25 protein-coding genes are annotated in these 21,709 nt (G+C 65.3%); 8 read left to right on the forward strand and 17 right to left on the reverse strand.

Translation table 11 applies throughout. From position 1 onward, the window contains the following. Window positions 1-7 precede the first annotated feature (7 nt). Together NWF24_RS05880 and NWF24_RS05885 are read left to right on the forward strand one after the other, a co-directional pair. On the forward strand, window positions 8-700 hold the full coding sequence (locus NWF24_RS05880) for a hypothetical protein (protein WP_258353378.1): 693 nt from the start codon (window positions 8-10) through the stop codon (window positions 698-700). 61 nt (window positions 701-761) lie between these two features. After that, a complete protein-coding gene (locus NWF24_RS05885; RefSeq protein ID WP_258353379.1) occupies window positions 762-1,196 on the forward strand; it encodes a DUF3806 domain-containing protein in 435 nt (144 codons plus the stop codon). A 184-nt stretch (window positions 1,197-1,380) separates the two neighbouring features. Here NWF24_RS05885 and NWF24_RS05890 read toward each other — a convergent pair whose 3' ends face one another. From NWF24_RS05890 to fliF, 17 genes are all read right to left on the reverse strand, one after another. Continuing rightward, complete coding sequence (locus NWF24_RS05890) at window positions 1,381-1,695, reverse strand: hypothetical protein (protein ID WP_258353380.1); 315 nt, start codon at window positions 1,693-1,695, stop codon at window positions 1,381-1,383. Between the two features lie 348 nt (window positions 1,696-2,043). Then, the gene (locus NWF24_RS05895) at window positions 2,044-3,456 is read right to left on the reverse strand and encodes an amidase (protein WP_258353381.1); all 1,413 of its coding nucleotides are present in this window, start codon (window positions 3,454-3,456) and stop codon (window positions 2,044-2,046) included. Window positions 3,457-3,470: 14 nt separating this feature from the next. After that, entirely contained in the window at window positions 3,471-4,262 is a 792-nt protein-coding gene (locus NWF24_RS05900; protein ID WP_258353382.1) for a transporter substrate-binding domain-containing protein, read from the reverse strand. A gap of 77 nt (window positions 4,263-4,339) precedes the next feature. Beyond that, the gene (locus NWF24_RS05905) at window positions 4,340-5,023 is read right to left on the reverse strand and encodes a GntR family transcriptional regulator (RefSeq protein ID WP_258353383.1); all 684 of its coding nucleotides are present in this window, start codon (window positions 5,021-5,023) and stop codon (window positions 4,340-4,342) included. Window positions 5,024-5,119: 96 nt separating this feature from the next. Further along, window positions 5,120-5,905 (reverse strand): flagellar biosynthetic protein FliR, encoded by a 786-nt coding sequence (gene fliR / locus NWF24_RS05910; protein WP_258355247.1) that lies wholly within the window; start codon window positions 5,903-5,905, stop codon window positions 5,120-5,122. Window positions 5,906-5,933: 28 nt separating this feature from the next. After that, window positions 5,934-6,203 carry a flagellar biosynthesis protein FliQ gene (gene fliQ / locus NWF24_RS05915; protein WP_093178182.1) on the reverse strand — a complete coding sequence of 90 codons (270 nt, stop codon included), beginning with the start codon at window positions 6,201-6,203 and terminating at the stop codon, window positions 5,934-5,936. Between the two features lie 10 nt (window positions 6,204-6,213). Next, a complete protein-coding gene (gene fliP / locus NWF24_RS05920) occupies window positions 6,214-6,975 on the reverse strand; it encodes a flagellar type III secretion system pore protein FliP (RefSeq protein ID WP_258353384.1) in 762 nt (253 codons plus the stop codon). Continuing rightward, window positions 6,972-7,388 carry a flagellar biosynthetic protein FliO gene (gene fliO / locus NWF24_RS05925; RefSeq protein WP_258353385.1) on the reverse strand — a complete coding sequence of 139 codons (417 nt, stop codon included), beginning with the start codon at window positions 7,386-7,388 and terminating at the stop codon, window positions 6,972-6,974. Before fliO ends, fliP begins: the two co-directional genes overlap by 4 nt. After that, a complete protein-coding gene (gene fliN / locus NWF24_RS05930; protein ID WP_258353386.1) occupies window positions 7,385-7,837 on the reverse strand; it encodes a flagellar motor switch protein FliN in 453 nt (150 codons plus the stop codon). The genes fliO and fliN overlap by 4 nt, the downstream gene beginning before the upstream one ends. Next, window positions 7,830-8,831 (reverse strand): flagellar motor switch protein FliM, encoded by a 1,002-nt coding sequence (gene fliM / locus NWF24_RS05935; protein WP_093058551.1) that lies wholly within the window; start codon window positions 8,829-8,831, stop codon window positions 7,830-7,832. Before fliM ends, fliN begins: the two co-directional genes overlap by 8 nt. 27 nt (window positions 8,832-8,858) lie before the next feature. Beyond that, window positions 8,859-9,371 carry a flagellar basal body-associated protein FliL gene (gene fliL / locus NWF24_RS05940; protein ID WP_258353387.1) on the reverse strand — a complete coding sequence of 171 codons (513 nt, stop codon included), beginning with the start codon at window positions 9,369-9,371 and terminating at the stop codon, window positions 8,859-8,861. Between the two features lie 152 nt (window positions 9,372-9,523). Next, a complete protein-coding gene (locus NWF24_RS05945) occupies window positions 9,524-10,945 on the reverse strand; it encodes a flagellar hook-length control protein FliK (RefSeq protein WP_258353388.1) in 1,422 nt (473 codons plus the stop codon). 28 nt (window positions 10,946-10,973) lie between these two features. Beyond that, window positions 10,974-11,429: a flagellar export protein FliJ gene (fliJ, locus tag NWF24_RS05950; protein ID WP_258353389.1), complete on the reverse strand. Its 456-nt coding sequence runs from the start codon at window positions 11,427-11,429 to the stop codon at window positions 10,974-10,976. Then, window positions 11,426-12,889 carry a flagellar protein export ATPase FliI gene (gene fliI, locus NWF24_RS05955; RefSeq protein ID WP_258353390.1) on the reverse strand — a complete coding sequence of 488 codons (1,464 nt, stop codon included), beginning with the start codon at window positions 12,887-12,889 and terminating at the stop codon, window positions 11,426-11,428. Before fliI ends, fliJ begins: the two co-directional genes overlap by 4 nt. A gap of 5 nt (window positions 12,890-12,894) precedes the next feature. Then, window positions 12,895-13,686, reverse strand: coding sequence for a flagellar assembly protein FliH (gene fliH, locus NWF24_RS05960; RefSeq protein WP_258353391.1), 792 nt, complete (start codon window positions 13,684-13,686; stop codon window positions 12,895-12,897). After that, window positions 13,673-14,671: a flagellar motor switch protein FliG gene (gene fliG / locus NWF24_RS05965; protein WP_093058557.1), complete on the reverse strand. Its 999-nt coding sequence runs from the start codon at window positions 14,669-14,671 to the stop codon at window positions 13,673-13,675. The genes fliH and fliG overlap by 14 nt, the downstream gene beginning before the upstream one ends. Then, window positions 14,664-16,400: a flagellar basal-body MS-ring/collar protein FliF gene (gene fliF / locus NWF24_RS05970; RefSeq protein ID WP_258353392.1), complete on the reverse strand. Its 1,737-nt coding sequence runs from the start codon at window positions 16,398-16,400 to the stop codon at window positions 14,664-14,666. Before fliF ends, fliG begins: the two co-directional genes overlap by 8 nt. A 285-nt stretch (window positions 16,401-16,685) precedes the next feature. On the opposite strand from fliF, the gene fliE reads away from it, so the two are divergent. The 6 genes from fliE (at window position 16,686) to NWF24_RS06000 (ending at window position 21,706) form a co-directional block, all read left to right on the forward strand. Then, window positions 16,686-17,009: a flagellar hook-basal body complex protein FliE gene (gene fliE, locus NWF24_RS05975; protein ID WP_093077280.1), complete on the forward strand. Its 324-nt coding sequence runs from the start codon at window positions 16,686-16,688 to the stop codon at window positions 17,007-17,009. Between the two features lie 175 nt (window positions 17,010-17,184). Beyond that, entirely contained in the window at window positions 17,185-18,843 is a 1,659-nt protein-coding gene (locus tag NWF24_RS05980) for a FliC/FljB family flagellin (protein ID WP_258353393.1), read from the forward strand. 178 nt (window positions 18,844-19,021) lie between these two features. Continuing rightward, window positions 19,022-19,384, forward strand: coding sequence for a flagellar protein FlaG (locus NWF24_RS05985; RefSeq protein ID WP_258353394.1), 363 nt, complete (start codon window positions 19,022-19,024; stop codon window positions 19,382-19,384). A 63-nt stretch (window positions 19,385-19,447) separates the two neighbouring features. Next, a complete protein-coding gene (fliD, locus tag NWF24_RS05990; protein ID WP_258353395.1) occupies window positions 19,448-20,893 on the forward strand; it encodes a flagellar filament capping protein FliD in 1,446 nt (481 codons plus the stop codon). A gap of 30 nt (window positions 20,894-20,923) precedes the next feature. After that, window positions 20,924-21,343 carry a flagellar export chaperone FliS gene (gene fliS / locus NWF24_RS05995; protein WP_258353396.1) on the forward strand — a complete coding sequence of 140 codons (420 nt, stop codon included), beginning with the start codon at window positions 20,924-20,926 and terminating at the stop codon, window positions 21,341-21,343. Window positions 21,344-21,373: 30 nt separating this feature from the next. Continuing rightward, on the forward strand, window positions 21,374-21,706 hold the full coding sequence (locus NWF24_RS06000; protein ID WP_258353397.1) for a flagellar protein FliT: 333 nt from the start codon (window positions 21,374-21,376) through the stop codon (window positions 21,704-21,706). Window positions 21,707-21,709 lie beyond the last annotated feature (3 nt).

The following is a 21,709-nucleotide window of genomic DNA, read 5'->3' on the forward strand; positions in this document are numbered from 1 at the left end:
GCCGCTTATGAGTCAAAGTTTTTATGATCGAATCCTGGTCGGAGGATTTTGTGCTTTCAAAACCGATTTGAAGTTACTCGCCGAGGTTTTTTCCGAATGGCAAAATAATGTAGTTCTTTCTTCGGTGCCAGACAAGGTTGTTATTGAAAAATTGAGCGGAGCGCCCAGTCAACTTCTCGACATCATCAATCCTTTGGTTTCCCCGGTAATAACAAAATGGTTGTTTTTAGAGATTGGCAACGGATGGATTCTTGCAGTCGACAATGGGCGAGGAGGCACGGATGCTGGCATTGCGCCAATTTTATCGAGGAAATGTGAATGTCTCGCGATAAGAGTTTTGTCTGTCCTTCATACATTTAATGCTAAAAATGGCTCGGGCCGATATGGCGCAGAGATTTTTGAATCATATTTGAATGGTGATGAGACGAGAGTAATATATTGCGCCAATGATGGTGGGAAATGGAAGTTTGGCCAAAGTGGGGTGCCTTATTCAATTGAAGACGTAAGCCGGTACAGTCAAAAGCCAATTCGCGAGCGCTTTACTCAAAAAGAACTACAGGTCATTTTGCAGCACCTCGATGTGCACGCCGATCGATTGAGAGAAAATACAACAAGCCATACTGTCGGTTTTCTGGTCACAAGAATAGGGCCAGCTTTCGGAGAGTACAAAGAATACAGCGAGCGTTTTGGCGAGGACTAAGGGGATTTTCTTCAATAGAGCACATCTCGAGAGAGTCCGCTTGTCCAGTTATTGAGCATTCATGGAACAAAAAATCGAAGTACCATCGCATGCAGAGTATCAAGCTATATTGGCACAGATTGAGCATGCTTCGGAATTGGCGTTGGCGGCTTCAGGCGTTTCTCTAGTGGGCAATCGAACTGATCTAGCAACGATTCAGAATGTCCTCGACTCTAAGCTCCTTGAGCCAGAGGCTACTTATTTGCTTCAGGCACTAGGTTTGGCTTTTGGCAGGATTTTTATCAAATCGCAAGATGATTATGAATGGTGCATGGTTGACGATGAGTATGGTCGAGATCCTGCAATTAGATATAAACAGACTTCGTTATTGTTATTTCCGCTGACAATAATTTCTAAGCGGTTTGAGCGAGGCGAAAATGTCAATGTGACAGAGATGTTCGAAAAGTTGCAGGAAACCGTCGACGATTTGCGAGCAAAAAACTATTCCACCGAATAATCGTCGTGTCGAGTTGATGTGGCTGATAAAGCGGGACGGAGAGCTACCCGGCGAAGACTTGGGTCATGACTCCCTGCTGGTCAGGGCTGGGTCACTGCCGGTTTGGTGACGCCGGCCCTAAGCTTTGAGCTTTCTAGAACTCTGTTGGGCAGACGCACCCAAGCATCAACAACCTTGAAGGCATTCATTGCACGTCGCCTCCGCCCAAGGCAACACGCAGCGACTGCATCGTGATATCGGCTGTTGCGATCCGCCGCTGCAGTTCCTCATTGACCACCCGCACCAACGCGCTAAGTTCGGTGCGTGTCGGATAAACCTCTTCCGTATCGTTCACTCCCTGTGGAACGATGAGCTTCTCGAGGCCCGCATACGCGCGCTGCACCTCGTGAAGACTGTCGATGTCATCGCATGCCTGTAGCGCAAGCGATTCAACACTGGCAGTTTCAGAAGATTCGGGAAATGAAGAGACGTGCGCGGACGCGCGAGCGGATGCAGCCATGAATGGCCTCCAAACAGTTCGGTTTTGCATAAACCGCCGCACCCAACGCCAATTGGAGGCGGCAGCTCGAACAGGTTGGCGTACCGGGAACTGCTTGCGCAAACCGGCGAGCCTCGCGGCTCCCTGCTCGAGCCGCCAAAACTGGAGGCACGAACGACAAAGCCGCAGAGTCTCTGCGAAGAAATCTGCGGCTTTCGTCGCAGCAGTTACTCGGGACGCCAATCCCGATCACGCCTGTTTTTGACATGACGGGCGCAGTATAGCCACGCAGACATCTGCGATCGAGAGGAGCGAGATGCCCCTGTGGCCCGCAGTTCCAACCCAAATGCCGGGTGGAACCTCCTCATTTCAGCCCGTTGAGCGAAACCCTTCGTCCCACAGCGCAGGCCATGGAAAGGCCTCCTCATACTGCATGGCCAATGCCAGCAGTTCGGCATCGTGGCCGGCCGATGCGACCAACTGGATGCCGGTCGGCAGGCCCTCTGCATGCGCGCTTGGCAATGCAATGGCCGGCAGGCCCGCGGCATTGGCGAAGGCGGTGAAGACGGCATGCCCGCGCGGGCCGACTTCCGTGTCCGCAATCCGCTCGGGGTGGCTCTGCTCGCAGGGCCAGGGCAGGGCGGCCGTCGCCGGTGTGAGGATGAAGTCGTAGCGGGCGAAGACGACTTCCATCTGTCGCTCGAGCTCACGCACTTCCGCCAGTACATCGAACAGGCCGGATGCATCGAGCTTCAGGCCGGCGTCGAAATTCGCCTGCGCGACCGCGCCGCAGCGTGAGAGATCCGGGTGAACGCCTTCGGGCAATCCGAACTCGGGCCATTGCCATGCGCGCTGGAGCATCCAGGCGAGCCCTGCATTGGAAAGCGTCGGCCACAGTGCGTTGATCGCCTCCGACCAGTTCACCTGCTGTTGTGCTTCGTCCACTGCATGCCCCAACGCGGCGAAACCTTCGGCCGCGCGACGCACCGACGCGGCGATGCGAGGGTCGACGGCATGGGTGCCGAAGCGGGGCACGAAAAGAATGCGAGACAGCGAGGGCCGGCTGGCCTCCAGGCGCGATCCCGCGATCGCCGCCGTCAGATGCTGTACGTCTTTCACGCAGCGACCGATTCCGCCGGCCACTTCGTAGTCGAGGAATATCTCGGGCAAGCTGCGCTCCCTGCGCACGAGGCCCCGCGAAGGCTTGAATCCCACAAGACCGCAATGCGATGCAGGCCGGCGGATGGAGCCGCCGCCATCGGTAGCCAAGGCCAGCGGCCCCAGGCCCGCCGCGACCGCCGCCGCAGCGCCGCCCGACGATCCGCCCGGCGTCAGCGCGGTGTGCCAGGGGTTCCGGGTCGTGCCGTGCAGGGCGTTGGAGGTGTAGCCCTGCATCGCGAATTCAGGCAGGTTCGATTTGCCGAACAGCACGGCGCCTGCCGCGCGTAGGCGCGCCACGGGCAGCTCGTCGTGCGACGCGACAAAGCCCTGCAGCAGCTTGCTTCCCCACGACGTGGGAAGACCCGCGACGTGCATGTTGTCCTTGACGCTCATTGGCACGCCGTCGAGCGGGCCCAGCGGCCGGCCGGTGGCCCAGCGTGCCGCGCTGGACGCCGCCGCGCGCCGCGCACCTTCCCGGTCGAGTGCCACGAAGGCGTTGAGCGACGGCTCGCAAACCTCGGCGCGTGCCAGGCACGCCTGCAGCGCGTCGAGGGGCGTGAACAACTGCTTTGCGTACCCGGCGGTCAACTGCGCCGCACTGAGGCGCCATGGCTCGTTCATGTCGTGGGCGCGCCTTACTGCGGCAAATCGCCGGCGGGGCGGCCCAGCCACTTGACAGCCAGCTTGTCGAGTTCGCCGCTCTTCTTCGCATCGAGCAAGATCTCGTTGACCTTGAGCCGCAGCGCGTCCTCTCCCTTGGCCACGCCGACGAAGTTCGGGGAATCCTTCAGCACGAACTTGAGCTCGCTCCCAAGTTGCGGGTTCTTCGCCATCATGGTGCTCGCCACCTGGGCGCTGGTTGCCACCAGCTGCGTCTGTCCGGCGACAAAGGCCGAGATGGTCGCGTTGTTGTCCTCGAAGCGGCGCAACTCCACGGAGGCCGGTGCCACCTTGGTGAGTTCCGCGTCGTCCACGGAGCCGCGCGTGACGGAGATGGACTTGCCCGCGAGCTCGGCCGGCGCCTTCACGGACAGCGTCTTCGGGCCGAACACGGCGATGAAGAAGGGCGAGTAGGCGACCGTGAAGTCGATGACTTTCTCGCGCTCCGGGTTCTTGCCCAGCGTGGAGATCACGAGGTCGGCCTTCTTGGTCTGCAGATAAGGGATGCGGTTCGCCGTCGAGACCGGAATCAATTCGACCTTGGCGCCGAGCTTGCCGGCGATCAGCCGCGCGACCTCGATGTCCAGCCCCTGGGGCGCCATGTCCGGGCCGACCGAGCCGTAGGGCGGAAAGTCGGTGGGAATCGCGATCCGGACCGTCTTGCTCTTCGTGATCGTGTCCAGCGCGTTCTGTGCGTGCGAGGCGCCGGCGGCGAGAAAGGTGAGGGCGGCTGCGAGGCCGAGGGAAAGGTAGCGTTTGCTGAACATGATGGCGTGCTCCGAGGTTGGGATGGGCGTTGAGAAGAAATCGGCAGGGAAATCGGGGGCGCGTGGCAGGGGATGCTTCACCGGGGCGCAGACAGCGGCGTGAGCGCGAGCCGCAGCCCGGCCAACGGGTCGGGCGTCTGGTCAGCGGGTACCCGCAGCTTGAGTTGCCAGGTCGACAGGTGGGCGAAGACGCGCTGTTCGGCCAGGGCCATGTCGCCGGCTTCCAGCGCCTCGACGATGGCGCTGTGCTCGCTGAAGGAGTGCGCAGCCTCGTCTTCCGACTGGTAGCGCAAGGCGATCAGCATCGTGCGTGCGGTGAGGTCGCGAACCGTGGCCGCGAGCACGCTGTTTCCCAGGCATTCGGCCAGGCAGACGTGAAAGTCTCCCAGCAGGAAGCTGCGCGCTCCCACATCGGTGCCTTCGACCGCTTCGCGCTGACGCTTCAGGTGCGTGCGCAGCCGCTGCAGCGCCTTGGAGGCCGGAGGCTTGCTGCACCGAATGAGGCCGGTCTCGATCACGAGGCGTGCGTCGAAAGCGGCCTGGGCTTCCTCCAGCGACAGCTCGACCAGGTACCACCCGCGACGCGCGCTGGCCTTCACCATGCCGCGGACCGACAAGGTGGTGAGCGCCTCGCGCACCACCGCACGCGGTGCATCGAAGAGATCGCACAGTTGCTGCTCGCCGAGGCGAGCACCCGGTGCGAGCTTCTTGGCGAGGACGGCCTCGACGATCCGTTCGCTGATGTCGGTGGAAGATGGCATGAATCTGATCAAGCAGATCCCATGCCAACTGATTAATCAGTTTGATGCACCAGTTTGGATCTTCATGCGATCCGGGTCCTTTGCATCACCTTTGAATCAAGGCCGCAACCCCTGCGTAACCCGCAACATGTTCCCCACAGCCTCTCCAAACCGAGGCTCCAGAAACGCCCCCAGATTCGGCATCAACAGCTGCATCATGAAAATCCCCGCCAGCAGCGTCAGCGGAAACCCCACCGCAAAAATGCTGAACTGCGGCGATGCGCGGTTCAGGATGCCCATCGCCAGGTTCAGCGTAAGCAGCGCGGTAATCAGCGGCAACGCCAGCATCAGCCCGCTGGCAAAGATGTCGCCCCCGGCCAGCACCAGAAACATCCACCCACCAGACGCAAGCGGCGCATCGGCAATCGGCAGTGTGTGAAAGCTCTCTGCCAGCGCATTCACCATCAGCAGATGCCCGTCGAGCGCCAGGAAGATCAGCATCGCCAGCATGTTCAGCAGGCGCGACACCACCATGGTGCTGCCATGGCTCATCGGGTCGAAGAACGATGCGAACGACAAGCCCATCTGCAGGCCGATGTATTCGCCCGCGGCCAGCACGGCGGTGAACACCAGCCGCACGGTGAAGCCCATGGCCACGCCGATCAGCACCTGCTGCACGATGATCCACACGCCACCTGCGGACACCACCGGCACCGTGGGCAACGGCCCGATGGTGGGCGAGATCACGAAGGCCAGCATGGCGGCAATGGCCACTTTCACGGGCCGTGGCACCCATGCTTCGCCGAAGATCGGCGCGGTGCTCACCAGTGCGAGCATGCGCACAAAGGGCCAGAGAAAGGCCACCATCCAGCCCTCGAGCTGGGCCGAGGTGACCGAGATGATCGACGGGGTCACGTCAAATCACATCACGTCACGCCAGCATCTGCGGAATGCCGGCGAACAGCGCGCGGATGTAGTCGAGCATGCGGTCGAGCATCCACGGTCCTGCAATCACGAGCGTCGCGAACACGGCCAGCAGCTTGGGAATGAAGGACAGCGTGGCTTCGTTGATCTGCGTGGCCGCCTGGAAGATGCTCACGATCAGGCCGATGACCAGTGCCACCAGCAGCAGCGGCGCGCCGATGAGCAGCGAGATTTCCATGGCCCTGTAGCCCATGGTCATGACGGATTCGGGGTTCATCTCTGCGTACCTAGAGGTAGAAGCTTTGCGCGAGCGCACCGATGAGCAGTTGCCAGCCGTCGGCCAGCACGAAGAGCATCAGCTTGAAGGGCAGCGCAATGGAAGCAGGCGGCACCATCATCATGCCCATGGACATCAGCACGCTGGCCACCACGAGGTCGATGATGAGAAACGGTATGAAGATGGTGAAGCCGATCTGGAACGCGGTCTTCAGCTCGCTGATGACGAAGGAGGGCAGCAGTATGCGCAGCGGCACGTCTTCGGGGCCCTGCATCTCGGGCACCTTGGCGAGCCGGGCGAACAGGGCCAGGTCGTTCTCGCGGGTCTGCTTGAGCATGAAGGTCTTGAAGGGCGCTATGCCGCGCTCCAACGCGGTGTCGACGCTGATCTTGTTCTCGGAGAAGGGCTTGTAGGCCTCGTTGTAGGCCTTGTCGAGCACCGGTGACATCACGAAGAAGGTGAGGAAGAGCGACAGCCCCACCAGAATCTGGTTGGGTGGCGAGGTCTGCGTGCCGATGGCGGTGCGCAGCAGGCCCAGCACGATGAGGATGCGCGTGAAGCTGGTCATCGACAGCAGCAGCGCGGGCAGGAAGGTGAGCGAGGTCAGCAGCACCATGGTCTGCACGCTCAGCGACCAGGTCTGGCTGCCGCCGGGGCCGGGCGTGCTGGTGATGCCGGGCAGGCCCTGAGTCCATGCAACGGCGGGCAGCAGCGTGGCGGCGAGCAACAGCAGCGCGGCGCGCAAGCCGCGGCGCAATGCGGGGTTCTTCATGGGGCAGGACGATGCGGCTTGCCCGAGAGGGCTTCGCGCAGCTTGCGGGCGAAGAGTTCGACGGGTGTGGGTGCGACCGAGGACGACGCCGGCGCTGCAGCAGCCGCATGGGCCTGTGCCGGCAGCGTGTGCAGTGTGTTGACCTGGCTCGGCGTGACGCCCAGCACCAGCCAGGTGTCGCCCACTTCCACCACGACCACGCGTTCGCGCTGGCCTACCGCGGCGCTCGACACCACCTTCACCAGTTGGCCGCCGCCCAGGCGCTGAAGGCCGAAGCGCCGCGCCAGCCAGGCGCACAGAAAGATCAGGCCGATCACCGCCGCCATGCCGAAGCCGGCCTGCAGCAGGCCCGTGGCGCCGACGGCGGCCGGAGCCACGTCGTGAACGGGCGTGGGCACTGTTGGCAGGCTCATGCGCGCGCGAGCTTCTGCATGCGCTCGGAGGGCGTGACGATGTCGGTCAGGCGAATGCCGTACTTCTCGTTCACCACCACCACCTCGCCTTGCGCAATGAGGTAGCCGTTGATCAGCACGTCCAGCGGCTGGCCGGCCAGGCCGTCGAGCTCCACCACCGAGCCCTGCGACAGCTGCAGCAGGTTCTTGATGGTGATGCGCGTGCGGCCGATCTCGGCGGTGAGCTGCACCGGCACGTCGAGCACGCGTGCGATGTCCACCGGCGTGGAGGACGAGTGCGCGGGAGGCGGTGCGTCCTGGATCTGCTGGAAAACCTGCGCGGTGGCGGGCGCGAATGTGGGTGCAGGGGCGGGTTCGGCGGCGGCAGGGGCCGAGGCGGCCGTCTGCTCGGCCAGGGCGCTGGCCCAGTCGTCCGCGTCGCTGCTGCCGGAAGAGGTGTTGTCAGTCATGGTCGTTCTTCAAATCGCTGTCTTGGTGGGAGATCATGTGTTGCACGCGCAGCGCATAGCGCTCGTTGGAGGTGCCGTAGCCGCACTCCATCACCGGCACGCCGCCGACCTTGGCGACGACCGTCTCGGGCAGCTCGATGGGAATGACGTCGCCGATCTGCAGCTTCATCACTTCGCCCAGCGTCGATGGCATGGTCACGAAGTCGGCCACCAGCTCGACGTCGGCGGCCTGCATCTGGCGCGACATCTGCTTGACCCAGCGCTTGTCTACCTCGACCTCGTCCTGGATCGGGTTGGACAGCAGGTCGCGGATCGGCTCGATCATCGAGTAGGGAATGCACACGTGCAGGAAGCCGCCGACGGGGCCGAACTCGATCTGCAGCGTGGTGTTGATCACCACCTCGTTGGGCGCGACGATGTTGGCGAGCTTGCCGTGCATCTCGGCGCGCACGTAGTCGAAGTCCAGCGGAAACACCGGCTGCCACGCGTCGCCATAGCACTGCAGCGACAGGTCGAGCAGGCGCTTGATGATGCGCTGCTCGGTGCGCGTGAAGTCGCGGCCTTCCACGCGCACGTGGTAGCGGCCGTCGCTGCCGAACAGGTTGTCCACCACGAGAAACACCAGCTTCGGGTCGAACACGAAGAGGGCGGTGCCGCGCAGCGGCTTCATGTGGATCATGTTGATGTTCGCGGGCACCGGCAGGTGCCGCACGAACTCGCCGTACTGCTGGATCTGCACCGGCCCCACCGAGATATCGGGGCTGCGGCGCATGAAATTCAGCAGCGCGCCGCGCAGGCCGCGCGCAAAGCGGTCGTTGATGACCTCCAGCGTGTGCATGCGGTTGCGCACCACGCGGTCGGGCGCGCCGAGGTCGTAGGCCGGCAGGCCGTCCTTCGGTGGTGCGGGGGAGGCCGCCTGGTCGAGGTCTCCGCCGGTGACGCCTTGCAGAAGCGCATCGACCTCGTCCTGGGAGAGCACCTGTTCATACGCCATGGATCGCTTGTCCGAAGGAAAAGGTGGTCACTGCACGACGAACGTGTTGAAAGAGACGCTGGAGATGCCCAGTTCGGGCGTATCCGGGGCCAGCGGGGTGCTCAGCGCTTTGCGGATCTCCTCGGCCAGCTTGGCCTTGTCTTCCGGCGCCACCACCGATTCGGGCGCGCGGTTCGACAGCAGGAGCAGCAGGCGGCTGCGCACTTCGGGCATGAATTCGACGAGCTGCGCCTTGGTCTGCTCGTCGCGCACGCGCAGCGCCATGCCGATCTGCAGGAAGCGGCCGCGGCCTTCCGACTGCAGGTTGACGGTCAACGGCTCGAGCGTCAGGAAGATGGGCTTCTCGGGTGTCGGCGCCTTGGCCGTTTCGGTGGAGGCGGTGCCCATGAAGCGGGGCAAGAAGACATACGCGGCCGCGCCGCCGGCAGCGATCAGGCCGACGGCGATCACGATTCCGATCAGCAGCTTCGAGGAGCGGCGTGGGGCCAGCGTTGCGGAGATGGCCGGTGCGACAGTTGCGGCGGGTGATGAGGTAGCCATGGTTAAGCGGTTTTTCTTGTCCGATCTATTCTTTGCGAAGTCCCTCGCTGACGAACGGCCGAACAAGCGCACAAAAGCGTTTCATATCCGTTCATTGCGGGGCGCCGCACAGGGCGCCGTCGCGGGCGGGGGCGTGTATGTGTTGCCGGGCCTCAGGCGAAGGTGTCCACCCCGGCTGCGTTGCTGGAAGCACCCGTGCGCACGGCGGCCAGGGGCGCCACCGGTGCGCTGGCCGTGGTGCGGCCCGCGCCGGGATACGGGGAGGCTGCCTGCTGCCGCGCGGCGTTCTGCTGCTGTTGCTGGCTTTGTTGCTGTGCAAAGGCGGCGTCGTTGCCGAAGGGCTGGCGGGTTTCCGCGCCGACCGAGGTCTGGCCCAGCGTGATGCCTTGCTCCGACAGCGAATTGCGCAGCTGCGGCAGCGCGGCCTCGATGGCCTTGCGCACGCTTTCATGGGCCGATACGAACATGGCTTGCGCTTGGTTGTCGCCCATCGACAGCGTGACCTTGAGCGGGCCGAGGCCGGCGGGGTTCAGGTTGAGTTCGGCCGTGTGATTGCCGCTGGTGCTCATGCGCGCCAGTTGCTGGCCGAGGGCCGGCGCCCATTTGTCGCTGCCGACTTCGGGGGCGATGGTGTGCACGGGGGCGCGTGTGGCGGCCGTGTCGTTCGCGCCGTCTGATGAAGCGGTTGCTATCGCGGCGGGCTGCTGGAGCGCGATGGGTGCCACGGGTGGCTGGGCGTCCGTGTCGCTGGCGGTCGCGGCTGCCACTGCCGCAATGGGCGCGGCCTTGGCTTGCGTATCGTCGGCCGCTTCGGGTTGCTGCGCAGCGCTGGCCAGTTGCTCGGCGGTGGTGGCGCTCACGGGCGTGCGCGCTGCTGCGCCGCGGCCGGTCGCAGCGGTGCCGACTGGCGAACCGGCGGGGGCGGATGCGGGCTTCGCGATGCCGACGGACATGGTCTGTGCCGCGATGGCGGCACGGGCAAGTTCGTGCAGCGAGGTGGCCGGCGCGGCGTCGGCCTGGAGTTGCGCAGCCTGGGTGGCGGGCAGTGCGGCCGTCGCGGGTTTCGTGGCGGCATCTTTCGAGGCCACGGCGGTTTCGGGTGCGGCCGATGCATCGGCGACGGCCGCATCGGCACCAAGCGCCTTCGCGGCAGCGGTCTGCAGAGCGGGGTCCAGCGGAATGTCTGCTGCTGTACCGGCGGGCGCCGTTGCGGCGGTGGCATCGGCTGCGCCTTCACCTTGCTGCTGTTGAGCAGAGCGCCCCGCGAGCGTCAGCGCGTGCAGTGGCGTGTGCGCTGTTCCGAGAAAGGCGAGGTTCGGGTCCGCGGGCAGCGCGTCTTCTTTCTTCGTGTCTTCATCTGCACCGGGCTTGCGCACCGGCTTGCGGTCGATGGCGGCGACATCCTGTGCGCCGTCTTTCGTCGTCGCGTCGGCGCGGTTGCCGTTGTTCGCGCGCGAACGCTCCAGTGCCGCGCCAAAGCTGCGGCCCTGGTCTTCGTCCGCGCCGCTGTTGCGCACGCCGGTCTGCGCGGCTGGCTGGCTGGTTGCGTTCGTCATGACGGGGGGCGTGATCATGGGAGTCATGTCGGTTCCTGCGTGAAGATCAAAGAGTCGGATGCGAGGCGCGGTCGAAGAACTTGCGCGCCGAGCGCTCGTCGCTGTCGCGCTGCTCGCGCTTGGCCTCGGCCATCATTTCCTGCATGCGCACGCGCTCGGCCAGCGTGTCGAAGGAGCTCAGGCGGCGCTTCTGCTGCTGCCAGTCGGTGCGGCCGGTGTCGAGCCGGGTCTCGGTCTGCGCCGCGATGGCGCGCTGCTGCTCGATGGCGCCGTCCAGCGTGCCCAGAAAGTTGCGGTAGTTGCGCCATTGCGACGAGGGCAGGCCGTCGCGCATCAGCGCATCGAGCTGGTCGTGGTAGTCCTGCCGGTACTGCAGCAGCAGTTCGAGCTTCTGGCTGGCGTTGAGGTGCGCGTTCTGCAGTGCGCCCAGGCGCCGTGCGGCGTCGTCGGTCTGCGTGTGCGCCAGGTCGATCAGCATGCCAAGGGGGAGCTTGCGTGTCATGTCTTGAATCTTTGTGTTGTTGTCGTCGTGGATGCGCGCTGTTCGGGCGCGAACAGGCCTTCGAGGTGCCCAATCGACTCGGCATAGCCCGCGCGTTCGTCCATCGACTGCTGAAGGAAGCCTTCGATGCGCGGATACATCGCAATGGCCTGGTCGAGCTGCAGGTCGTGCCCGGGTGCGTAGGCGCCCACGCTGATCAGGTCGCGGTTGCGCTGGTAGCGCGAGAGCATCTGTTTGAAGCGGCGCACCGAGTCGTACTGCGAAGACGGAATCAGCGCGGTCATGGCGCGGCTGATGGAGGCCTCGATGTCGATGGCGGGGTAGTGCCCGGCCTCGGCCAGCGTGCGCGAGAGCACCACGTGGCCGTCGAGAATCGCGCGCGCCGAGTCGGCAATCGGGTCCTGCTGGTCGTCGCCCTCGGACAGCACCGTATAGAAGGCGGTGATCGAGCCGCCGCGTCCCTGCGCATCGCGCGCGCCGTTGCCCGCGCGCTCCACCAATGCCGGCAGCTTGGCGAACACCGATGGCGGATAGCCTTTGGTGGCAGGCGGCTCGCCCACGGCCAGCGCAATCTCGCGCTGCGCCATCGCGTAGCGAGTGAGCGAGTCCATGATGAGCAGCACGTCTTTGCCGCGGTCGCGAAAGTATTCGGCCAGGCAGGTCGCATAGGCCGCACCCTGCAGGCGTAGCAGCGGCGAGTTGTCGGCAGGCGCGGCCACCACCACCGCGCGGGCCAGGCCCTCTTCGCCCAGCGTGTTCTCGATGAAGTCTTTCACCTCGCGGCCGCGTTCGCCGATCAGGCCGACCACGATGACTTCGGCGCTGGTGTAACGCGCCATCATGCCCAGCAGCACGCTCTTGCCCACGCCGGAGCCGGCGAACAGGCCCATGCGCTGGCCGCGGCCGACGGTGAGCATCGCGTTGATGGCGCGCACGCCGACGTCGAGCACCGAGTCGATGGGCGCACGCGACAGCGGGTTGACGGGCGGCGAGCTCAGCGGCACCTTGCGCGCAATGTCGAGCGGACCGAGCCCGTCGAGCGGACGGCCGGCCGCATCGACCACGCGGCCGAGCATGCCTTCGCCCACGGGCAGGCGCTTGGTGTGTGCGTTGCCGATCATGCCGTTTGCATCGGGCTCCGCCGCGCCGGGCCGCGCGAACACGCGTGCTCCGGGCACGAGGCCTGCCACTTCGGTCTGCGACATCAGGAACAGGCGGTCACCTGCAAAGCCCACGACCTCGGCTTCGGCGTGGCGCTGCGGATGGCCGGGCGGCAGTTCGATCAGGCAGTCGCTGCCCACGGGCAGTTGCAGGCCCACGGCTTCGAGCACCAATCCGACGGCGCGTGTGAGGCGGCCCGAGGCAATGGTGGTCTCGCAATGCGCGACGTTGGCGCGCGCCTTCTCCAGCGCAGCGCGCACCGCTTGCAGATGGGCGTTGGGGGCGGCGGTGGTTTGCATGGGCGTCAGAGCGAGTCGGCCTGCCCGTCGGCGTCGCCGTGCAGCGAGGCGGTCACGCGCTTCCAGCGGGTGCCGAGCGTGCCGTCGAGTTCGCCGGTGGCGGACTGCACGCGGCAGCCGCCGCGCGCGATGGTGTCGTCTGCGCGCACCTGCCAGCCGGCGGCTTCGATCTCGTTGCCCAGGCTGTTCTTCACCAGTGCCACGTCATCGGGGTTCAGCAGCAGGCGCGGCTCACCGCGCAGCGCGGGCTCGGTGTTGAGCAGGTCGCGCACCACGGGCAGCACCCATTCGGGCTCGGCCTTCAGCGTGCGGTGCACCACCTGGCGGGCCACGTCGAGCGCGAGCGCGAGCACGGCCTGCGAAAGCTCTTCTTCTGCGCGGCGCAATGCATCGGGCAGCGACTGGGCCAGCGCGCGCAGGCGCTCGGCATGCACGCTGGCGGCCGCGAGGCCGGTGGCCAGTCCTTCGGTGTGACCGACCTTGCGGCCTTCGGCAAGCCCGGCGGCGCGGCCCTCGGCCTCGCCGTCGATGCGGGCTTCCCTGCGGATGCGCGCGATGTCGGCAAGGTCAATCTTTGGTGCGGGAGGCGCGGGCGGCGCGCCGTTGCGCTCGGCGGCCTTATTGCGGCTGGCGGGCGCCTTGCCGTCGATGGTGCCCATCTCCCAGCGCTCCCAGGCCGAAAGCGTGGGCGATGGGGCGGGCTTCGGTCCGGCCGCCGCATGGCGCGCGGCGGCATGGATGGCGGCAAGCCGTTCGCGCGACTCGCCGAAGGCGCCGTTGGTGTCAGACGAAGTCATCGGTGCCAGGCGCCGCGATCACGATTTCGCCAGCCTCCGCCAGACGGCGGGCGACTTGCAGGATGGCCTTCTGCTCGGTCTCGACCTGCGACACGCGCACGGGGCCGCGCAGCTCCATGTCTTCGCGCAGCGTCTCGGCGGCGCGTTGCGACATGTTGTTGAGGAACTTGTCGCGCAGCTCCATCGGCGCGCCCTTGAGCGCGATGATGAGCGAGTCGGACTCGATGTCCTTGAGCAGGCGCTGGATGCTGCGGTCTTCCAGGCCCAGCAGGTTCTCGAACACGAACATCTCGTCGACGATGCGCTGGGCCAGCGCCTCGTCCTGCTCGCGCACATGGGCGATGGCTTCTTCTTCCACGCCGGTGCTCATGAGGTTGACGATCTCGGCCGCGGTGCGCACGCCGCCCAGGCGGCTGCGGCGCACGCCCTGGCCCGCGAGCATCTCGGTGAGCACGTCGGTCAGCTCGTTCAGCGCCGACGGCTGCACGCCGCCGAAGGTGGCCACGCGCATGATCACGTCGTGGCGCAGCCGCGCCGGCAGCTTCTCCAACACTTCCGATGCCTTCATGCGGTCCAGGTGCACGAGCAGCGTTGCCAGGATCTGCGGATGCTCGTCGCGGATGAGTTCGGCCACTTCGCCGGCCTCGAGCTCGTTGAGCCGCTCGATGCCGCCGTGCGGCTCGTCGGGCTGCAGGATGTCTTCGAGCAGGTTGCTGGCGCGGTCGTCGCCCAGCGCCTTCTTCAGCACGGCGCGGATGTAGCTGGTCGAGCCCAGGTGCAGGGCCGACAGCTGTTCGGTCTCGTGGCGGAATTCGGAGAGCACGGCGGCCAGTTCGTCCTTGGAGACGGAGCTGAGCTTCGACATTGCAAGGCCCAGCGCCTGCACCTCGGAGGTGGGCAGCTGGTGCAGCGCGGCGGCGGCGCGGTCTTCGCCCAGCGCCATCAGCAGGATGGCGCTCTTGCGGGTTCCCATTTCGCTATTCATCGTTGTGCATCCAGTGCTGGATCAGGGTGGCCACCAGCTTCGGGTCCTTGTCGGCGGCCTGGTGGGCGTATTCCATGTCGGCCTTGCGGCGGTTGGCCTCGCGCTCGCGCAGGCTTTCGTCGGGAGAGGGCGCGTTCGGGTCTGGCTCTGCGACCGGCGCGAAGGCGGGGCCGGTGGATGCCGCAGCCGCAGCCGGGGGAGCCAGGTGCCGGCGCATCAGCGGGCGCAGCACGGCGAACCAGGCGAAGAGCGCGATCAGGGCGTACAGCAGGTACTGGCCCAGCGTCTTGCCGAGCTCGATGTTCTCGCGGTCGCGCCAGAACGGCACTTCGGGCGCGGGGGCGCTGTCGGCGTCGCGGGCGAAGGCACTGTTGACCACGTTGAGCGAGTCGCCGCGATCCTGGCTGAAGCCCATGGCTTCCTTGGCGAGATTGCGGATCTGCTCCAGCTCGGCTGGGGTCAGCGCGCGGCTGCCGCTCTTGCCCGATGCATCCACCGCATCGCGGTTGTTCACCACCACGGCGACCGACAGGCGCTTCACGCCGCCGGCGGCCTGCTGCACGTGGCGAATGGTGCGGTCGAGCTCGTAGTTGGTGGTGGTGTCCTTGCGCGTGCTGCTCGGGCCGGTGGGGGCGGTGCTGGCCGTGGAGCCAGCCACGCCCGGTGCACCCGGAGCGCCGGGTGTTCCCGGCGCGGGCGGCGTGCCCGGTGCGTTCGGCGCACGAGGCCCGGTGATTGGCGCGGTCGGGTTCACCGGCGGCTGGTTCGACAGCGCGCCCGGCACGCCGCCGGGTTGCCCGCCGCCGTGCTGCGCCGATTCGCTGCTCTGCTGGCTGCGGATGGCGACCTGCGTCGGGTCCTGGTTGGGCTTGTATTTCTCGTCGGTGTGCTCGACCACCGAGAAGTCGATGTCGGCCGCCACTTGCGCGCGCACATTGTTCGTGCCCACGATGGGCTGCAGGATCGCCTCGATGCGGCGGATGTAGCCCTGCTCGATCTCCTGCGCGTACTTGAGCTGGCTCACGTCCAGCCCGCGGTCGCCGCCGCGCGCCGAAGACAGCAGGTTGCCGCGCTGGTCGACCACGGTCACGCTCTTGGCGTCGAGGTCGGGCACGCTGCTGGACACCATGTGCACGATGGCGCTGACCTGGCCTTCGTCGATGCTGCGTCCGCGTGCGAGCGCGAGCACCACCGAGGCCGAGGGCTTCTTCTGGTCGCGCACGAAGAGCGAGGGCTTGGGCAGCGCCAGGTGTACGCGGGCCGACTCGATGGCGCCGATGGATTCGATGGAGCGCGCCAGCTCGCCTTCGAGCCCGCGCTGGTAGTTGACCTGCTCGGCGAACTGGCTGGTGCCGAACTTCTGGTTGTCCATCAGTTCGAAGCCCACGCCGCCCGCCTTGGGCAGGCCCTGCGCCGCGAGCTTCAGGCGCGTCTCGGCCACCTTGTCGCCCGCGATCAGGATCGCGCCGCCGCCGTCGGCGAACTTGTAGGGCACGTTCATCTGCTGCAGCGACGCGATGATCGCGCCGCCGTCGCGGTCCGACACGTTGGTGTAGAGCACCTTGTAGTCGGGCCCGCGGCTCCAGAGCATGAACGCGGCAGCGGCGGCCACCAGGGCCGCGCCTCCGATGATCAGCGGCAGCCGGGGCTGTGCGCGCATGCGGTCCAGTAGCGCAGGCTGGCCGTTGCCGGCCGCAGGCAAAGCACCCGCGGGCGCCGCCGTGCTCATGGGTGCACCTTCGTCGTGGCGGTTGCCGTTGCCATGGTGGGAGTGGAGATTCGGTGTAGAGATTTCATTCCGGATGGCCCGTGATGTCGTCCGCGGCCTGTTCGTTTCGCCGACGATTGTCAACAGTCACCCGGAATTCGAATGCCCGAACAGCCGGGGTTTTTGCCCTCAGTTGCGCGCTTGAATCGGGGTCTTCCCTTGATACGCTGCAAGCAGGCAGGAGGGCTTTTGTCCCTCCATGTCAAGTCACGCAGAAGTCTTCAAACAAAGGAAGAGGGATCTCCCATGTCGATCAGTGCCATCGAATCCGTCCTGCAGCAGATGCGCGCCACCGCGCTGCACACGGGCATTGCGCCCGCGGCCGCTGCCGGTACGCCGGTCGAAGCCGGCGGTTTCGCAGCCGAGCTCCAGCGCTCGCTTTCCAACATCAGCGGCGCGCAGCAACAGGCCTATGCGCAGGCCGAGTCGTTCGAACTGGGCAAGCCCGGTGTCGCGCTCAACGACGTGATGGTCGACCTGCAGAAGGCCAACGTCGCGTTCCAGACCGGGCTGCAGGTGCGCAACCGCCTGGTGACCGCCTATCAGGAAGTGATGAACCTGCAGGCCTGAGGGGGAGGGTTGGTGGTGTGGGCCGCCTGTGCAACTTTTTTGTACGTGGCCCTAAAGGTTCGTGAGACCCCGCCGATAACCAAGTCAACGATGGCTTGAGTCTCACAGTGGAAGCGGGTCCAGCGTTACGGCCGAAGGCCGGAGTCCACAACCTTTTTTCAATCAGGAGTCGAACATGGCGCAAGTCATCAACACGAACAGCCTCTCGCTGGTCACGCAAAACAACCTCAACAAGTCGCAGTCGGCGTTGAACAGCGCCATCGAGCGCCTGTCTTCGGGCATGCGCATCAACAGCGCCAAGGATGACGCTGCCGGCCAAGCCATTGCCAACCGCTTCACGGCCAACATCAAGGGCCTGACGCAAGCAACGCGCAACGCCAACGACGGCATCTCGATCGCTCAGACGACCGAAGGCGCGCTGACCGAAGTCAACAACAACCTGCAACGCATCCGCGAACTGTCGGTGCAAGCCGCCACGGGCACGAACTCGGCCAGCGACCTGGACTCGATCCAGTCGGAAATCGGCCAGCGCCTGGACGAAATCAACCGCGTGTCGGAACAGACCCAGTTCAACGGCGTGAAGGTCCTGTCGGCCGACGCCGGCAAGCTGACCGTTCAAGTCGGCGCGAACGATGGCGAAACCATCGACATCGACCTGCAAGAAATCAGCGCCAAGACCCTCGGTCTGGACGGCTTCAACGTCAACAACACCGGTTCGAAGAACAAGAGTGCAACGGCTTCCGACCTGCTGGTCGCCGGCTTCACCGCGGGTGCCACCACGAACGGCATCACGGCTTACAGCCGCACGCTGACCACGGCCGCCAACGGCGCTACGGCCAATGACGTGCTGGCCAAGATGCAAGACGGCGGCACGGTCTCCATGACCGGCGGCGCAACCTACACCTACAGCGCAGCCACCAAGAGCTACACCGCCACGGAAGCTGCACGCAGCCAGGCCAACACGCTCGCTTCGCTGACCCCGGCAGCCGGCACCAGCGTGACCGCCACGGTCAAGCTCGGCACCCGTTCGATGGACGTCAAGATCGACAGCAACGGTGCAATGACCGACGCTGCCGACGGCTCGGCCCTGTACCTCGACGCTTCGAAGAACCTGACCAAGACGGGCACCGGCACGACGACCGCCGCCACGCTGTCGGCGGTGCTCGAGCAAGCCACCGGCATGTCCGCTACCGGCGACTCGATCACCATCGGCGCAACCGGCGCTTCGTACACGGTGGTGACGGCAGCTGCCGGCGCCAGCACCTTCGCGGTTGCCGGCGAGCGCGCCACGGCCGACCAGGTCGCAGCCAAGATCAACGCTGGTGCAGGTTCCATCGACATCGACGGTGCTGGCGCCACCACTGCCTACGCAGTCGCAGCAGCCGGCGGTGCCGTGACCGGCGCCTACATCGGCGTGAGCGGCCTGACGACGACCGCTGCTGAATCGATCAACCTGAACGCCAACGGCGTGGTGACCGATTCGCAAGGCAGCACCGTGTATGCCGATTCCACCAAGCCCGGCAAGCTGACGACCAACGCCGTCAGCGACGCAAAGTCGACCGTCGATCCGCTGAAGGCCCTGGACGCCGCCCTGTCGCAAGTCGACAAGCTGCGCAGCTCGCTGGGTGCGGTGCAAAACCGTTTCGACTCGGTGATCGCCAACCTCGGCACCACGGTGACCAACCTGTCCTCGTCGCGTTCGCGCATCGAAGACGCTGACTACGCCGTTGAAGTGTCGAACATGACGCGCGCCCAGATCCTGCAACAAGCAGGTACCTCGGTGCTGTCGCAAGCCAACCAGACCACGCAAGGCGTGCTGTCGCTCCTGCGTTGATCGACGAGGTCTAGTTAGTCAGAACAGAAGCAAAGGAATGCCGGGCCCCTCCCGCAAGGGTGGAGTCCGGCTGGCGCAGGTTCCCCGGGGAAAGCCGGGGCCGCCTGCGCTGTCCTCTGCGGCCATGCCCCAAGGGATGAGGCCGCAGAGGACAGCGAACCAGCAAAACAAGGTGGAAATGATGTTGAACCCCGTGCCGGCTAACCCCGTGATGGAGAACCAGTGGACGCAGCTGCTCGTCGGCGGCGCCGCGGCCGTGCGGGGCCTGGTGGCCGGTGCGAAGGGCGATGCCGCGGCCGACGCGAAGGACGACGCGACACCCGTGCAGGTCGAGCAGGCAGTGCGCCAGGTGAACGAAGCGTTCGCGCTGCGCGAGGTCGGGCTGCAGTTCGAGGTCGACAAGGACACCGACAAGGTCATCGTCAAGGTGGTGGATCGCGTCAGCGGCGAGGTCATTCGCCAGATTCCCAATGAAGACGTCGTGCGCATCGCGAAGCTGATGAGCGACGGCAACGGCCTGCTGGTGGACCACGCGGCCTGAGGCCGCATCCGGTTCCTCATCTCCGGCAGCAGCACTTTCAATACAGGACAGGAAAGCATTCACATGGCAACCATCAGCAGCCTCGGCGTCGGCTCCAACCTCGACCTTGCCTCCTTGCTCACGCAGCTCCAGACCGCCGAGAGCCAGCCCCTGGTGGCGCTGCAGGCGAAGGCCAAGAGCTACACGAGCAAGCTGTCCGCCTACGGCACGATCCAGAGCGCGCTCAGCACGCTGCAGACGGCCGCCAAGAAGCTGGGCGACCCGACGCTGTTCCAGAGCGTGACCGGCACGCCGACGGTCAGCGGCATTCTTTCGGCATCCGCCACGGACGTGAGCGCCGCCGGCAACTACACCATCGACGTGTCGCAGCTCGCGCAGGCGCAGACCGTCATCACCGCGGGCCAGGTCGACACCAAGACCGCGATCGGCAACGGCAAGATCACCATCGACTTCGGCGCGATCACGGGTGGCACGCTCAACGCCACGACCGGCCAGTACACCGGCGCCACTTTCACCGCGGATGCGAGCCAGACCGCGAAGTCGATCACCATCGACCCGACCAACAACACGCTCGAAGGCATCCGCAACGCGATCAATGGCGCCAATGCGGGCGTGACGGCCACCATCGTGAACGATGGCAGCGGCTCGCCCAACCGGCTGGTGCTGACCTCCACGCAGACCGGCGAGAAGTCAAGCATGCGCATCTCTGTCGACGGCGACGCGGCGCTGCAGAACCTGCTGAACAACGACCCGGCCGGCACGCAGAACCTGAAGCAGACGGCAGCGGCGCAGAACGCCAAGCTCAACGTCAACGGCATCGACGTCACCAGCGCGAGCAACACTGTGAAGGAAGCCATCCAGGGCGCCACGCTGACGCTGGTGAACACCGGCAAGACCGGCCTGTCGATGAAGGAAAACACGGCCGGCGTGAAGACGGCGATCAACGATTTCGTGAAGGCCTACAACAGCCTTCAGAGCACCGCCAAGACGCTGACCTCATACGACGCCGACACCAACACCGCCGCCGCGCTGGTGGGCGACAGCACGCTGCGCAACCTGCAGACGCGCATCCGCCAGGCGCTCACCACGCCGCAGGCCGGCGGCACCAACGACATGAAGGTGCTCACCGAGATCGGCGTGGCCTTCCAGAAGGACGGCACCCTGGCCGTGGATTCCGACAAGCTCGACAAGGCCCTCGCCGACAACCTGAAGGGCGTGGCAAACCTCTTCTCGAGCGCCACCGGCAGCACGGCCGGCTACGGCAAGCAGATCGATGCGATGGTGGACGACCTCAACACCGGCGCCCTGAAGGTGGCCAGCGACGGCGTGACATCGACGATCAAGCAGCTTGACGACCAGTACGACGCGATGCAGTTGCGGGTGGACGCCGCGGTGGACCGCTACCGCACGCAGTTCAACCAGCTCGACGTGTTGATCAACAAAATGAACAACACCAAGACCTACCTTACGCAGCAGTTCGAAGCGCTGACGAACAGCAGCAGCAAGTAAGTCAGAAGACGCAGACCGGAGCACCAGCCGATGTACACCCCCCACAACATGCGCACCGGCGCCGGCGCTTATGCGCGCGTCGGTGTGGAAACGACCGCGATGAGCGCGTCGCCGCACCAGCTCATCGTGATGCTCTTCGATGGCGCGAAGACCGCCATCGGCATGGCCCGCCACCACATGGCGGCCGGCGATATCGAAGCCAAGGGCAACGCGATCTCCAAGGCCATCGGCATCGTCGACAACGGCCTGAAGGCCGCGCTCGATGCCCAGGCAGCCGGCGATGCCGGCGCCGAACTCGTGCGCAACCTGTCGGCGCTGTACGACTACATCGTGCAGCGGCTGTTCCGCGCCAACCTGCACAACGACGTGCAGGCCCTGGACGAGGCCGACCGGCTGCTCGAGAACGTCGCGTCCGCCTGGCGGGAGATCGACGACCGGGCTCGCAGCTGAAATGCAACCGCAAAAATGAGACAGGACAACATGGCATTCCGGAGTGAGGTCGTTCATTGCTACGAGGAGCTGGCAACCAGCATTGCATCGATGCTGGTGCTGGCACGCGCCAAGGAATGGGGCCGGCTCCCCGCGCTCGAAGAGCGTTGCGCGGCCATGGTCGAGCGATTGCGCGCCATCGAACCGTTCGAGACGCTGGATTCGATGCAGGTCGAGCACGTGCTCAATTTGCTCGAACGCATCCGCTCGGACCAGGCCGAGGTGTCGGGCCTCATCAAGCCGCAGATCGAAGACCTGATCGGCCGGATGGGGTACCTCACCCAGCAGAAGAACCTCGGCAGAGCCTACGGGCCGCCGCACTGAGCG

The organism is Variovorax paradoxus (assembly GCF_024734665.1).
Classification (GTDB): Bacteria; Pseudomonadota; Gammaproteobacteria; order Burkholderiales; family Burkholderiaceae_C; genus Variovorax.